At 71.4% G+C, this 13,103-nt stretch carries 11 protein-coding genes and 1 pseudogene; 4 read left to right on the top strand and 8 right to left on the bottom strand.

Annotated elements, in window-relative coordinates; translation table 11 throughout:
- Nucleotides 1-75: 75 nt before the first annotated feature.
- Nucleotides 76-1,065 carry a hypothetical protein gene (locus tag D7X55_RS24195; RefSeq protein WP_407921786.1) on the bottom strand — a complete coding sequence of 330 codons (990 nt, stop codon included), beginning with the start codon at nucleotides 1,063-1,065 and terminating at the stop codon, nucleotides 76-78.
- Here D7X55_RS24195 and D7X55_RS24190 point away from each other — a divergent pair.
- The 3 genes from D7X55_RS24190 to D7X55_RS24180 all read left to right on the top strand — a co-directional run bounded on the left by D7X55_RS24190 (nucleotide 1,055) and on the right by D7X55_RS24180 (nucleotide 3,326).
- Entirely contained in the window at nucleotides 1,055-1,672 is a 618-nt protein-coding gene (locus D7X55_RS24190; protein WP_407921785.1) for a molybdopterin molybdotransferase MoeA, read from the top strand. The genes D7X55_RS24195 and D7X55_RS24190 overlap by 11 nt on opposite strands.
- Before the next feature lie 123 nt (nucleotides 1,673-1,795).
- Nucleotides 1,796-2,470 (top strand): GTP cyclohydrolase II, encoded by a 675-nt coding sequence (gene ribA, locus D7X55_RS24185; protein WP_120551886.1) that lies wholly within the window; start codon nucleotides 1,796-1,798, stop codon nucleotides 2,468-2,470.
- Nucleotides 2,471-2,504: 34 nt separating this feature from the next.
- On the top strand, nucleotides 2,505-3,326 hold the full coding sequence (locus D7X55_RS24180) for an MBL fold metallo-hydrolase (protein WP_120551887.1): 822 nt from the start codon (nucleotides 2,505-2,507) through the stop codon (nucleotides 3,324-3,326).
- Between the two features lie 6 nt (nucleotides 3,327-3,332).
- Here D7X55_RS24180 and lipB read toward each other — a convergent pair whose 3' ends face one another.
- The 4 genes from lipB to lipA form a co-directional block, all read right to left on the bottom strand.
- Entirely contained in the window at nucleotides 3,333-4,418 is a 1,086-nt protein-coding gene (gene lipB / locus D7X55_RS24175; protein WP_121724314.1) for a lipoyl(octanoyl) transferase LipB, read from the bottom strand.
- Nucleotides 4,415-6,142: a ClpX C4-type zinc finger protein gene (locus tag D7X55_RS24170; protein ID WP_121724313.1), complete on the bottom strand. Its 1,728-nt coding sequence runs from the start codon at nucleotides 6,140-6,142 to the stop codon at nucleotides 4,415-4,417. Before D7X55_RS24170 ends, lipB begins: the two co-directional genes overlap by 4 nt.
- A 100-nt stretch (nucleotides 6,143-6,242) precedes the next feature.
- Nucleotides 6,243-7,514: a dihydrolipoamide acetyltransferase family protein gene (locus tag D7X55_RS24165; RefSeq protein WP_121724312.1), complete on the bottom strand. Its 1,272-nt coding sequence runs from the start codon at nucleotides 7,512-7,514 to the stop codon at nucleotides 6,243-6,245.
- Nucleotides 7,515-7,562: 48 nt separating this feature from the next.
- Entirely contained in the window at nucleotides 7,563-8,492 is a 930-nt protein-coding gene (lipA, locus tag D7X55_RS24160) for a lipoyl synthase (RefSeq protein ID WP_120551891.1), read from the bottom strand.
- Nucleotides 8,493-8,632: 140 nt separating this feature from the next.
- Here lipA and D7X55_RS24155 point away from each other — a divergent pair, with 140 nt between their 5' ends.
- Entirely contained in the window at nucleotides 8,633-9,409 is a 777-nt protein-coding gene (locus D7X55_RS24155; RefSeq protein ID WP_233610025.1) for a DUF72 domain-containing protein, read from the top strand.
- Between the two features lie 61 nt (nucleotides 9,410-9,470).
- On the opposite strand, the gene D7X55_RS24150 is transcribed toward D7X55_RS24155, so the two are convergent.
- From D7X55_RS24150 to D7X55_RS24140, 3 genes and pseudogenes are all read right to left on the bottom strand, one after another.
- Nucleotides 9,471-10,880 (bottom strand): OmpA family protein, encoded by a 1,410-nt coding sequence (locus D7X55_RS24150; protein ID WP_158626414.1) that lies wholly within the window; start codon nucleotides 10,878-10,880, stop codon nucleotides 9,471-9,473.
- Between the two features lie 208 nt (nucleotides 10,881-11,088).
- A complete protein-coding gene (locus D7X55_RS24145; protein WP_121724310.1) occupies nucleotides 11,089-12,204 on the bottom strand; it encodes a SpoIID/LytB domain-containing protein in 1,116 nt (371 codons plus the stop codon).
- Nucleotides 12,201-13,103, bottom strand: a pseudogene (locus tag D7X55_RS24140) (penicillin-binding protein 1C); the annotation flags it as partial. The gene D7X55_RS24145 and the pseudogene D7X55_RS24140, both read right to left, overlap by 4 nt.

Here is a 13,103-nt window from a genome sequence, read left to right as displayed (position 1 = left end):
GGAGGGACCGGCAACCGGGACGGGCCCTGCCCGCCTCCCGGGCAGGGTTGCACCGTCCACCAGACGACGAAGGGGCTACAGCCCGTACTCGATGCGCTTGTTCTCCGCGCGCGTGGCGCACGGCTGGTCGTACTCGGGGAAGTACTCGCGCATGTGGTCCAGCGTGGAGGCGGCCTGCTTGAAGTGGCCCTGGTTGTAGTAGCCCTCCACCTCCAAGAGCAGCTTGGAGCAGGTGCGGTCCAGCTCCTGCTGGGCGCGCTTCATCTGCTCCTGGGCCTCGAAGTAGAGGTCCGGCTTCGGATCCGGGTGGGCCTCCAGCATCAGCCACGCTTCACGGAAGGCCTTCCAGGCCTCGTAGCGGTTGCGCGCGCCGATGTCCGGCGTGTCGAAGTTCTTGCGGCCCTTCTTGAAGAGGTCGTTGGCGTTGGCGAGCAGCTGCTGCGTGGAGAGCTGCTCGGGCAGGAGCGCGCGCTCCACCCAGACGTTCCACACGCGCCAGGTGTCCTCGCCCGGCGGGTTGCGGGTGTTGTCGAAGATGATGCGGTTGGGCTCGCCCTTGCGCAGCTGCTGGGGCGGGATCATCAGCTCCAGCGAGCGCTCCTGGCTGGCCAGCGTGTCCGGGGGCACCTTGCCCACGTCCACGCCGTTGACGCTGACCACCACCTCGTCCTTGGAGATGCCCTGGGCCTGGTAGTGGAGGATGACCACCGCGCGCGTCGCGGCGACGAACTCCCACTCGAAGACCTTCATGTCCGGCCGGTTCCAGGTGACGCCGTCACCCAGGCCGAACGAGTCCGTGATGGGCTGGTTGGACAGGCGCACGGGCTCCTCGCCCTTCTGCACCTGGGCCTCGCCGCCCAGCACCAGCCAGTACATGAGCGCGAAGAGGCCCAGCACCACCACGCCGCCGCCGGCCATCACGCCCGCGCGGACCTTGGAGTTCGCCTCCGCCCAGAACAGGCGCAGGTTGGCCATCAGGCCCGGCGTCTCACGGCGGATGCGGGCGCGCTCGGCGGCGGACAGGCCACCGCCGCTGGAGCCCCCGGCGCGGGGCGTGCGGGCCACCGCGCGCGAGGACTGCGAACCGGTGCGGCGCGCGGGCGGGGTGCCCACGCTCCTGGGCATCGCCCGGGACACGCGGGAGGCCGTCCAGGAGGCCCTGGCGCGCACGGAGGGCTTCGACGTGGTCCTCACCAGCGCGGGCGTCTCCGTGGGCGACCACGACTTCGTGAAGGACGCCCTGGAGGCGCTCGGTGTCGAGCAGCGCTTCTGGCGCGTGGCCATCAAGCCCGGCAAGCCGCTGGTGGTGGGCCAGCGCGGCGCCACCCTCTTCATGGGCCTGCCCGGCAACCCCACGTCGTCCCTGGTGACCTTCGAGCTCTTCGTGCGCCCTGCCCTGCGCCGGCTCCTGGGGCACGCCGACGTGGAGCCGCCCCGCGTCGCCGGCCGCCTGGAGGGGAAGCTCTCCAAGGCCCCGGGGCTTGCCCACTTTGTGCGTGTCACGGCCACCTGGCGGGCAGGCGAGCTGTGGGCGAAACCCCTGGGGACTCAGACGTCGGGGGCCCTGCGTTCAGCTGCGGCAGCCACACATTTGCTTCACTTCCCCCGGGATACCAGCAGCCTGACTGATGGCTCCCATGTGGAGCTGGTCCCCCTCTCGTGGGTCGCCTGAGCAACGCAGTCCACGTCCGCCGCATCCAAACAGGCGGGTTTCACCACACCCATCGGGGTGTCACCTTGACTTGCATCCAGGGGGGCGAGAAGTAACGGCCCTCTCTCTGGGAGACGACCTACCATGTCCGACACTCGCTCACCCCAGGTCCTGCCGACCCGTAAGCCGACCCAGCACCTGGAGCGGTACTCGGAGGCGGACGTGCCCACGGCCCGCGGGGTGCTGAAGACCATCGTCTTCCGCGACAAGCGCAACGGGAAGGAGCACGTGGCGCTGGTGGTGGGCGAGCCCAAGGGGCTGGAGGGGGTGCCGGTGCGCATCCACTCCGAGTGCCTGACGAGCGAAGTCTTCGGCAGCCTCAAGTGCGACTGCCGCGAGCAGTTGGACCGGGCGCTGGACTTCGTGTCCCAGAACGGGCTGGGCGTGGTGCTCTACCTGCGCCAGGAGGGCCGGGGCATCGGCCTGGGCAACAAGATCAAGGCCTACGCCCTGCAGTCCAAGGGGCTGGACACCTACGAGGCCAACCGCCAGCTGGGCTTCGCGGACGACTTGCGCTCGTACGACATCGCTGCGGAAATGCTGCGGTCGTTGGATGTGCGGTCGGTGGACCTGATCACCAACAATCCGCTGAAGATCGCCGGGCTGGTGGAGGAAGGCGTGGCGGTCCGGCGCCGAATCCCTTCCCGGACCGAGCACAATCCGCATAACGTCGACTATTTGAAGACGAAGCGCGAGCGTACGGGGCACCTGATTGAGCTCTTCGCGGAGGACGACGACACGGAAGCCAAGGCCGGCTGAGCGCCCGGTCCGGCGGAGCACCGCGCGCTTCGAGGTGCGCTTCTGGGGGGTGCGCGGTTCCATCCCCGCTCCAGGCCCGGCGACGAAGCGCTACGGCGGCAACACGCCGTGCGTGGAGGTCCGCTGCGGCGACGAGCTGCTCATCTTCGACCTGGGCTCCGGAGCGCGCGGCCTGGGGGATGCGCTGACGGCGACGCGAAAGCCCGTCAAGGCATCCATCTTCATCTCGCACTACCACTACGACCACCTGCAGGGCCTGCCGTTCTTCTCGCCGATGTTCTCTCCGGCGAACGACGTGACGCTGTACGGGTCACCTCGGGACGGCAAGTCGCTCAAGCAGATCTTGGCCGGGCAGATGGTGCACCCCTACTTCCCGGTGACGGCGGAGGACGTGTTCCGCACGCGCCTGGCGTACCGGGACGTGGTGGTGGGCGAGGACATCCCGGTGGGCAAGGCCACGGTGCGCACGCTGGAGCTGAACCACCCCGGCGGCAACGTGGGCTACCGGGTGGACTTCGGCGGGCGCTCGCTGGTGTACGCGACGGACGTGGAGCACGGCACGGACCTGGACGCGAAGCTGTTCGACTTCGCGCGGGGCGCGGACGCGCTCATCTACGACTCCATGTACACGGAGGACGAGTACCGCGGCCGCACCGGGCCGGCCCGCACGGGCTGGGGCCACTCGACGTGGGAGGCGGCGGTGCGCGCGGCGGACGCCAGCGAGGTGAAGCAGCTGGTGCTCTTCCACCACGACCCGGGCCGCGACGACGCGAGCATGGACGCGCTGCTGCGCGAGGTGCGCAAGCACCGCAAGGCCACCATCGCCGCCAAGGAGGCGATGGTCATCGAGCTGTAGTGGCGGTTACCGCCCGGGCGTCTTGAGCGCCCGGGTCACCGTCTCGCGCAGGCCCCGGAAGGGCAGCCGCTCCAGGGCCGTGGGCACATCCACCCATTCGAAGGCGTCGTGCTCCGGCCCCAGGCGCACCTGCGTGTCCGGCGCGGCGTGCACCGCGAAGCCGTGCTCCTCCACCAGTCTGGGCGGCAGCGCTTCCCCCAGCGCGAAGGCGTGGCGGTAGGCCAGGTCCACCACGGGCAGCGCGAGGCCGGTCTCCTCCGCCAGCTCGCGGCGGGCGGCGTCCCCGGGGGATTCTCCCGGCTCCAGGCGCCCCGTCACCGTCTGCCAGAAGCCTCCGCGCTCCGGCGTCCGGCGCAGCAGCAGCACGCGCGCCTCCGGCCCCCGGCCGTGCACCACGGCGACGCTCACCGTGCGCAGGCCCACCGTGCCGTCCACGCGCTGGGCGTCGAAGACCTGGGTGAACTCGCGCGCGAGCACCTCCTCCACGTCCGGGACGGACACGGGGTGGCCCAGCTCGCGCTGCATGGACGTGACGCCCGCCTCGCGGATGCCGCACGGGACGATGAGCTGGAAGTGCTCCAGGTTCGTGTTCACGTTGAGCGCGAAGCCGTGCGTGGTGAGCCAGCGCGACAGGTGCACGCCAATGGCGCCAATCTTCCGCGCGTCCGGCGAGCCCTCCTGCCCCAGCCACACGCCCGGCCACTTGGGGATGGCGCCGGCGGTGAGCCCGAAGGCCGCGAGCGTCTGGATGAGGCCGCGCTCCACGTCACGCACGTAGCGGCGTACGTCGCGGCGCTCCGGCGGCAGGAGGAGGATGGGGTAGCCCACCACCTGACCGGGGCCGTGGTAGGTGACGTCGCCGCCGCGGTTGGTGTCGAACACCTCCACGCCCTCTTCCGCGAGGCGCGCGTCGGTGGCGGTGATGTTCTCGCGCTTCGCGGCGCGGCCCAGCGTGAGGACGGGCGGGTGCTCCAGGAGGAGCAGCGCGTCGCCAATGAGCTCCTGCAGGCGGGCCTCGCCGAACAGGTGCATCAGCTTCAGTCCGTCCTCGTACTCCACCCGGCCCAGGCGGAAGACGGTGAGCGTGTTCATGGTGATCCCTTTCGCCCCCCTCGTGGGTTTTGGGATGGCGCGGCGGGCGTCTGGGCCGCTTCCAGGCTCCAGCTGCCCGCGTAGACGCGGGACAGGAGCGCCTGGAGCTCATGCCCCGCGCGCGGGGAGCGGACCGCTTCGGCGGCGAACGCTCCCAGGACTTCTTGAGACAGCGTGACGGCTGGCTGGCGCAGGGCCAGGGTGCGGCGCGCCACCTCGACGAGCTCCGGCACCGTGGGACGGCGCACCGGGAGCAGCACCTGCACGCGCTCCAGCAGGGACACGGGCACAAGGCCCTGCACGGCTTCAATCATGCCCGCGGTGGTGGGGACGGGCAGGCTGCCACCCTCCCCTCGCACCCACAGGCCCAGCGACGACACGGCGCCACGAGCACTCATCACCACCGCGCGCTGCGGATGGCTCGCGAGGAACGCGGTCAGCGCGTTCTGGGCGCGGGGCTCCAGGCGGTCCACGTCCTCCACGAGGAGTGGTTCGGTGCCCGGCGTGGACTCCAGGGCCTCCACGGTCGCGAGCACGCCCTGGCCGTGCCGCTGGAGCGACTGGAAGAAGAGGCTCTTGCCGCAGCCCTCGGGGCCCACGAGCAGCAGGCAGCGGGCACCCGCCTGGAGCGTGCGCTCCAGCAGGGTCTTCACCTCGTCGTGGCCCACCATCTCCACGGTGCCGGTGCGCGCCTCCTCCGGCGCGGGCTTGCGCACGGGGGCCGGAGCGACGACGTCGCCCAGCAGGCCCTGGGATTCGCCCAGGCAGCCCTTGCAGATGAACGCCCCCGCCGGGCCCGCCACCAGGTCGCCCACCTCGCCGCGAGGCCGGCAGCAGAACGAGCACCATGCGTCCAACGCGGGATCCGCGCGGGTGGGCCCCCGCTCGATGAGGCGCTTCTCACGGCGGCGGCCGCGCGCCGGTTCGGCGTGCACGGGCGAGGTGTCCTCGTCCGGGGGCCGCAGCAGTCCTCCGGGGACGACAGCGTCCTCGGCGCCCGAAGCACGCAGCAGCCCGGTCGCGGGATCGAGCGCGTCCTCTTCCGGGGGCATGAGCAGTCCCCCCGGGACGACGACGTCGTCCTTCTCGGCATCGCGATGGTCCGCGCCGACGGCATGCGTCCGCCCAGACAGCGGCGGCTGCTCGGCCGAGGCGGCGCCCTCTGCTGAAGATTGCGAAGCATCGCTGCTCGCAGCCGACCGCCGCCGGCCGGAAGGAGCCTTGGCCTCCGTGTCCTCGGGGGAGGCGCCCTCGGGTGCGATAGCGGCGGGCGCGGAGGCAGGCCCATCGTGCAGCGTGACGGCTTCCGCCGAGGACACCGGGGCGCCGATGGCGGCAATCCTTCCGGCGAGCCGGGGCAGGCCGGGTTCGACGGGCAGCGGCGCGCCCCCCTTCACGGTGGAGTCCTCATGGGCCTCCAGCGTGTGCACCACGGCGCCCGCCTTGTCGTTGAACGCGTCGGAGACGGCGTCGCCCCAGCCCACCGCGCGGTACGCCGCGGCGTCCTTGTTGCCCGACATGGCCGCCGTGAAGGCGGGGCTCACGTCCGGGGCGCGGGTCTTCAGCTGGCGCGCCTGCCGCAACAACTGCGAGGCGCGCGAGGCGTGGCCGGACTTCTGGTACAGCGCGGCGGCCTGCTCCAGGCACTCCGCCGCCTTCGCGCGGTCCCCCTGGAGCTCGGCGGTCTGCGCGGCGCGGATCAACTCACGGGGATTGTCGGCCATCGCGGCTGCCCGCCTTCAGCGTTGCTGGTCCGGAAGTTCCCCCGCATCCCGGCCGCCCCCCGGAGCAGGAGCGGTCGGGTGTGTCCCGCGACGCGTTTCCTCACGCCATCGCGAGGAACAGCAGGTCCGGCGCTTCCAGGTACTTGATGATCTCGTACACGAAGCTGGCCGCGACATCGCCGTCGATGACGCGGTGGTCGCAGGACAGCGACAGGTTCATCATGTCCCGGACCACGACCTGGTCGTTCTTCACCGCCGGGCGCTTCTTCAGCTTGTGAACGCCCAGGATGCCCACCTCCGGGTGGTTCAGGATGGGCGTGGCGAACAGGCCGCCGCTCTGCCCCAGCGACGTGATCGTGAAGGTGCCGCCCGTCAGCTCCTCCATCTTCAGCTTGCGGTCGCGCGCCGCGACGCTCAGGCGGGAGATCTCCTTCGCCAGCTCGCCCAGCGTGAGCTGATCCGCGTTGCGCACCACCGCCACCGTGAGGCCGTCCGGCGTGGCCACCGCGATGCCGATGTTGTACTCGCCGCGCACCACCAGCTCCTGCGTCGACTCGTCGAAGTTCGCGTTGAGGTGCGGGAACTTCTTCATCGCGGCGATGGTCGCCTTCACGATGAACGGCAGGTAGGTCAGCTTGGTGCCGTCACCGGCCGCCGCCAGCTGGCTGTTGAGCCGCGTGCGCAGCGCGACCAGGTCCGTGGCGTCCACCTCCTCCACGAACGCGAAGTGCGGCATCGTGAACTTCGAGCGCACCATCTTCTCCGCGATCTTCTTGCGCAGGCCCCGCAGCGCGATGCGCTCGTCGCCCTTGCCGGACGCCACCGGCGGCACCGCCGGACGCGCGGCCTGGGGCGCGGGGGCCGCGACCTCGTTCTTCTTCGGCGCGCCGTTGCCACCCTCCAGCGCCGCCACCACGTCCGCCTTCGTCACGCGGCCCTGCGGACCGCTGCCGGAGATCTCCGCCAGGTCCAGGCCGTGCTCGCGCGCCATGCGGCGCGTGACGGGCGTGGCCAGCACCTTCGTGGCGGAGGCCGGGGCCGCGGGGGCCGCCGCCTGGGCCGGGCTCGCGGCCGGAGCACCGTGGGATGCCGGAGCGCCATGGGCCGGAGCCTGCGCCGCGGGAGCGCTGCCCTCCATCTCCATGGTCACCAGCAGCTGGTGCACCTTCGCCATGTCGCCCTCACGGCCGTGCGTCTTCACGACGCGGCCGGCGTGCGGGCTGGGCACCGTGACGGTGGCCTTGTCCGTCATCACCTCGCAGAGCACCTGGTCTTCCTTCACCAGGTCGCCCTCCTTGACGTGCCACTTGACGAGCTCGCCCTCCGCCACGCCTTCGCCGAGATCCGGGAGCTTGAATTCGAAAGTCGCCATGAGGGGGAGTGTCTCTCTCTGGGGTTAAGGAAGGGATGTTCCGTCCGGTCAGCCGAGTCGCTCGACGCGCTCGCGCTCCATCAGGCCCTTCATGAAGAACTCGGCGGCGCGGTAGCTGGAGCGCACCAGCGGCCCGGAGGCCACGTAGAGGAATCCGAAGGACTCCGCCAGCGCCTTGTAGGCTTCGAACTGCGCGGGCGTCACGAAGCGCTCCACGCGCAGGTGGTACTGCGACGGCTGCAGGTACTGGCCCAGCGTGAGCACGTCCACGCCCACGTCGCGCAGGTCCTTGAACGTGCGCTCCAGCTCCTCGTCCGTCTCGCCCAGGCCCACCATGACGGACGTCTTGGTGTAGACCTTCTCCGGGCGGTTCTTGAGGTACTCCAGCACGCGCAGGGACTGGCGGTACGTGGCGCGGCGGTCGCGCACCGTGGGCGTCAGCCGCTCCACCGTCTCCACGTTGTGCGCCACCACGTGCGGCTTCGCCTCGGCCACCGTGGCCAGGTCCTCTTCCTTCCCCTTGAAGTCGGGGATGAGCACCTCCACCAGCGTGCGCGGGCTCTCCTTGCGCAGCTCGCGGATGGCGGACGCGAAGTGGCTGGCGCCTCCGTCCGGACGGTCGTCGCGGTTCACCGACGTGACGACGATGTACTCGAGGTTCATCTCCTTCACCGCCTGCGCCAGATGGATGGGCTCCATCGGGTCCAGCGGCGGGGGCGCCCCCACCTTCACGTGGCAGAAGCGGCAGGCGCGCGTGCACACCTCGCCCATCAGCATCACCGTGGCGGTGCCTCCGCCCCAGCACTCGGCGATGTTCGGGCAGCGGGCCTCTTCGCACACCGTGGCCAGCCCCACCCGCTTCACGATGGCCTTCACCCGCTCATAGCCTTCGCCATGCGGCAGGCGCACCTTCAACCACTCGGGCTTCCGGGTGCTGTCTGAGACCTGTGGGAGGGGAAACCGGTCGGGAGTCGCCATGGGTCGCGGGCCTTCTAGAGGGTGGGTGAAAGCAGGGTCAAGCGTGAAGCCCTAACGCCTCGCGTTAGCGCGGGCCAACCCCGAGGACAACTTCCGGGAGGTGTAACGCGGTGGACAGGGCGCGGCCACGCGGGAGGGGCGTGCCCATCCTCCAGCGCATGGCGGCCATCCACCTGGGAACGAGCGGCTACGTCTACAAGCACTGGAAGGGGCTCTTCTACCCGGACGGGCTGCCGGTCCGCCGCTGGCTCCCCTACTACGCGCGGGTGTTCTCCACCGTGGAGCTCAACGCCACGTTCTACCGCCTGCCCACGGAGGCCGCCGTGGACGGCTGGCGGGAACAGGTGCCGCGCGGATTTCGCTTCGCGTGCAAGGGCAGCCGCTTCCTCACGCACTTGAAGCGTCTGAAGGAGGTCGGCGAGGGCGTGGAGCTCTTCCACTCGCGCGTGCTGCGGCTGGGCAGCCGGCTGGGGCCCATCCTGTGGCAGCTGCCGCCGAACATGACGAAGCCGGACCCCGAGCGGCTGGAGCGCTTCCTCGCCCACCTGCCCGGCGGCCTCCCCCATGTCTTCGAGTTCCGTCACGCGGCCTGGTACCACCCGGAGGTGCTCGCGCTCCTGGAGGCGTATGGCGCGGCGGTGTGCGAGCACGACCTGGTGGAGGAGCCGGTGCCCCACCCCACCGGGGGCTTCCGCTACCTGCGCTTCCACGGCGCGCACGGGCGCTACGAGGGCCGCTATGGACGCCGCGCGCTGCGGCGGGTGGCGGAGGACCTGAGGGCGTGGCGCGACGCGGGCCGGACGGCGTGGGTGTTCTTCAACAACGACTTGCAGGGCCATGCGCTGCTGGACGCGTTCGATCTGGCGGAGCTGTTGGGAGAACCGCTGCACCGGCCGGAGCCGTCCGCCGTGACGTAGACAGCGGCGCCCGGCCCTCACCGTGAGGACCGGACGCCGCCGGGACCGCGTGCCCGGGGGATTACTGACCGAGCACCTGCACCTCGATGCGGCGGTTCTGCACGCGGCCCTCGGGAGTATCGTTGGGGGCAATGGGGTTCGCGTCACCCTCGCCACTGACCTCGATGCGGTCCTGCGGGATGCCCCGGCGCACGAGCGCCCGGCGCACGCTCTCCGCGCGGCTCTCCGACAGCTGACGGTTGGCGTTCGCGTCGCCGGTGTTGTCCGTGAAGCCGTTGATGCGCACGCGCGCGTCGGACTTCTCCTCCATCAGCTTGCCCAGCTCGCCCACCATGCGCTGGCTCTTCGAGGTGAGCTGCGACGAGCCCGTCTTGAACTCCACGCCCTCCAGCACGAAGCCCTGCTCCGCGCTCGGGCCGTTGAAGGCCTCACGCAGGCTGTTGGGGTCGCTCACGCGCATCTTCTCCTGGCCGGAGCCGCCGGTGCCCTCGCCCTGCTGCTGCTTCCCGGTGTCCGCCGCGCCCGCGGTCTGCTTCTCCACGTCGCCCCCCGTGCCCGGGGTGGCCTGCGTCCCGGAGCCGCCCGTCGCGGGCGGAGTCTGAGGCTCGGCCTGGGGTGGAGGTGTCGCGGGCTGTGAAGGGGTCTGCGCGACGCGCTCCTGCGCGGGGACTGTCGTGGTGCGGGTCACCTGGGGCGCGCGGCGCTCGTCACGGCGGCCTCGCAAGGCACCCCACGCGAGCACGACCAGGGCGAGCAGGGCCAGCGGCACGGCCCAGCCCGCGATGCTCTTCTTGCGCTCCGGCGGACGGTTGTAGGTCGTCCGGGGCGTCGCCTCACGCACGGTGTGCGCCTCCCGCACGGGCGCCGCCTCACGGACCGGCGTCACGGTCTCGCGGTGGGGCTCGATGACCTCCGCGACCACGTGGCGCGCACCGCCAAAGCCCAGGACACCGCCCAGCCCCGCGGGCAGCGCGGCGGCGATGTTGTTGCGCTGGCCGTTGAGCAGCTGCATCAGCCCGGACGCACCCATGCGCTGGTCGCGCACCTGTTTGCCCAGCACGCCCATCAGCATGGGGGCGACCAGGGACAAGAGCCGCGTCGACGAGCCGGGGTTGCTCATGCCACCAAAGCGCGTGAGCCCTTCGGTGACGCCGCCCAGCTTGTTGCCGAAGATGCCGCTCAGCATCCCCTTCCCGCGCTCCTCCTCGTCGAGCAGCCCCTCTCCGACGCCGCCCGTGCGCGGGGCCGCGTCCGGCCCGGTGAAGCCGCCCTCGTTGAGCTTCGTCAGCAGGCGGTGGGCGCCGGCCTCGTTGCCGCCCTGGTCCACGACGCCCGCGGCCACGGAGGCGATGGCGCCCGGCAGCGCCTTGGTGGTCGCCTGCGGGTCCTCGCCCAGCGATCCGCTGATCTTCTGGAGCAATCCCTTCTGCATGAATTGTGAGCCGACTGCTTCGATCAGATTGAACGCCATGTGTTGCCTCCCGGTTGGGTTCCGCACCGGGATGGCCGGTGCGCGAAGCCACCTCCCCGCCGGACCGCGCGGGGGTGAGGGCTCTGGAGCAATCGATACGGAGCACGGCGGGTGCTGGTAAGCCCAAGCGGAGAGGCGGGGCAGAGCCCCCGGAGGGCCGTCACCTTCGAGAGCGGCTGCGAACGGAAGGCCACGACGGCCCTCGCGTTCACTTGTCGTGGAGCTTCCCGGGAAGGGCGCGTGGGAAGTAGTGCGCGAGCAACTGCTCCGCGGTCCATCCCTGCCGTGCGAGCAGGGCCGCGCCGGCCTGACAGAGGCCCACGCCGTGGCCATGGCCCTGTCCTTCGAGGAGTGCCTGGTCACCGCCAAGCGTCAGGGAGAAGCGGGCGCTGCGGATCCGGTCCCACCCCGCGCGGGCACCGAGCGCGCGGAAGAACGCATCACCGCGAGCCATGCGTCCGGAAGCGCGATCCACGATGCGCACCACCGCTCCGCTGGAGTCCCGGTCCAGCAACAGGTCCTCCGCCCGAGCGGGGCCGCCAGTCGCATCCGAAGCGGCGGCCGTCACCAGCGCACGGGGCACGACGGCACGCCAAGGCGACGCGGGACAGCGGTCGGGCACGGCGGCGGCGCCCGAGAGATCCGGAGCCCCGAAGACGGCGACAGGGTCCGCCGTATGTCCGCCGCAGCTCGCGTGGAAGGGAGCGAGGGCAATGGCGCCACCGGGTAGGCGCAGCACGATGCCTTCCGTGGAGCGGGCGGCATCGCGGGCGCGGCGCAGGTGGCGCGCGAAGCCCTCACCGCGAAGGACCTGGCAGTGCGTGAGGTCGCAGGCCCGGGCTTCATCGTGCCGCTTGCCGGAAGCGAGCACATAGCTGCGGGCGGTGATGGCCTGGGCCCGGAGCGCTTCAAAGGGAGTATCGACCTCCGTCTCGCTCGCGGTGACGGCGGCGATGTAGTCCTCCAGCGCGAAGGTGGCGACGAGGATGAGCTCGCCGTCACATGCCGTCAGGGACAGAGCGGCCTCATAGCGGCGGTCCAGGCCACGGCCGCGAACACGCCAGCGGCCAGCATCAAGCCGTAGTGCCTGGGGCTGGGGGCGGCCATCCACGACGAGCGTGCTCGCCGATGCGACGACTTCGAGTGAGCGCGGGCCGTCCAGGCGCAGGCGCACGGGCCGGTGCTTGGAGAGGATGCGGACGTCGACCTGCGTATCAACCGACGCTCGGACCGAGGGCGACGACCGTGCGCCCGTGCGCTGCCCCCCCGGCGCCGTGCCCGCCACCAGCGCGGCGATGAGCACGGCCACTCCCGCCGCGTTCATCGGACCCGGAACCGCGTCACCGCCAGCGGTTCGGAACCACCGGGTGCCCAGAGTTCCAGCCGGCGCTCACCGGCCACCGCTGGCAGCCGGGTCACGAAGGGCGGACGCAGTTCGATGCGGCGCCCGTCATCCGTGCGCAGCTCCAGCAACTTCGCCCCTTGCGGCGCCATCACTCGCACGGGCACGGCCTGGGCACCTTCCGGCAGCTCCGGCTCCACCAGGAACTCGTCCCCGTTCGCCGGCAGGATGAAGCCGGGCTGTGTCTCCGGTCCTCCCTGCGCGCTCAACGACGTGGAGGCCAGCCCTTCCGCTTGCGCCCAGGCGAGATACGCCGGGCCCACATCCAGCGAACCGTCACCCCGGTGCATGGAGCACGTGTGACGCGGCGCCGTGCCCGGCAGGTAGACCTCCTTCATCACCCCGGGACAGTTCGGGCCCGCCCGGTCTCCGGACAGCGGGCAGATCTCCGCGGACTCGAAGTGGCTTCTGTCCACCAGCGGTGCGGCGCGCAGGCCCCGCATCGCCAGCGCCATCACCCGCGCGAACACCGGGCCCGCGCCCGTGATGCCGGACACGCCGCGCATCGGCGTGCCGTCGAAGTTGCCCACCCAGACCGCCACCGTGCGCTCCCGGGTGAAGCCCGCCGCCCAGTTGTCCACGTGCGCGCGGCTCGTCCCCGTCTTCGCCGCCACGCGGAACGGCAGCCGCAACGCGTTGTCCAGGCCGAAGGCCGGCGCCCGCGCGGCCTCGTCCGCCAGCACGTCCGTGAGCAGCTCCACCGGCCGCGCCGCCAGGAAGCGATGCTCCTGCATCTCCATCGGGATCCGCAGCGGCTTGCCATCCGCACCGAACGCCACGCGCACCTCTCGCAACGGCCCCACCACCCCACCCCTGTCTCT

The sequence above is a fragment of the Corallococcus sp. AB049A genome (assembly GCF_003668885.1).
GTDB classification, from domain to species: Bacteria; Myxococcota; Myxococcia; order Myxococcales; family Myxococcaceae; genus Corallococcus; species Corallococcus interemptor.
This window is presented reverse-complemented; position numbering and strand designations above follow the sequence as displayed.

Bases quoted from the DNA above. Each gene is read 5' to 3' on its own strand.
- lipA (WP_120551891.1), bottom strand. From the start codon at position 8,492: ATGGCGACTCCCGACCGGTTTCCCCTCCCACAGGTCTCAGACAGCACC.
- D7X55_RS24170 (WP_121724313.1), bottom strand. From the start codon at position 6,142: ATGGCCGACAATCCCCGTGAGTTGATCCGCGCCGCGCAGACCGCCGAG.
- lipB (WP_121724314.1), bottom strand. From the start codon at position 4,418: ATGAACACGCTCACCGTCTTCCGCCTGGGCCGGGTGGAGTACGAGGAC.
- D7X55_RS24145 (WP_121724310.1), bottom strand. From the start codon at position 12,204: ATGAACGCGGCGGGAGTGGCCGTGCTCATCGCCGCGCTGGTGGCGGGC.
- D7X55_RS24165 (WP_121724312.1), bottom strand. From the start codon at position 7,514: ATGGCGACTTTCGAATTCAAGCTCCCGGATCTCGGCGAAGGCGTGGCG.
- ribA (WP_120551886.1), top strand. From the start codon at position 1,796: ATGTCCGACACTCGCTCACCCCAGGTCCTGCCGACCCGTAAGCCGACC.
- D7X55_RS24150 (WP_158626414.1), bottom strand. From the start codon at position 10,880: ATGGCGTTCAATCTGATCGAAGCAGTCGGCTCACAATTCATGCAGAAG.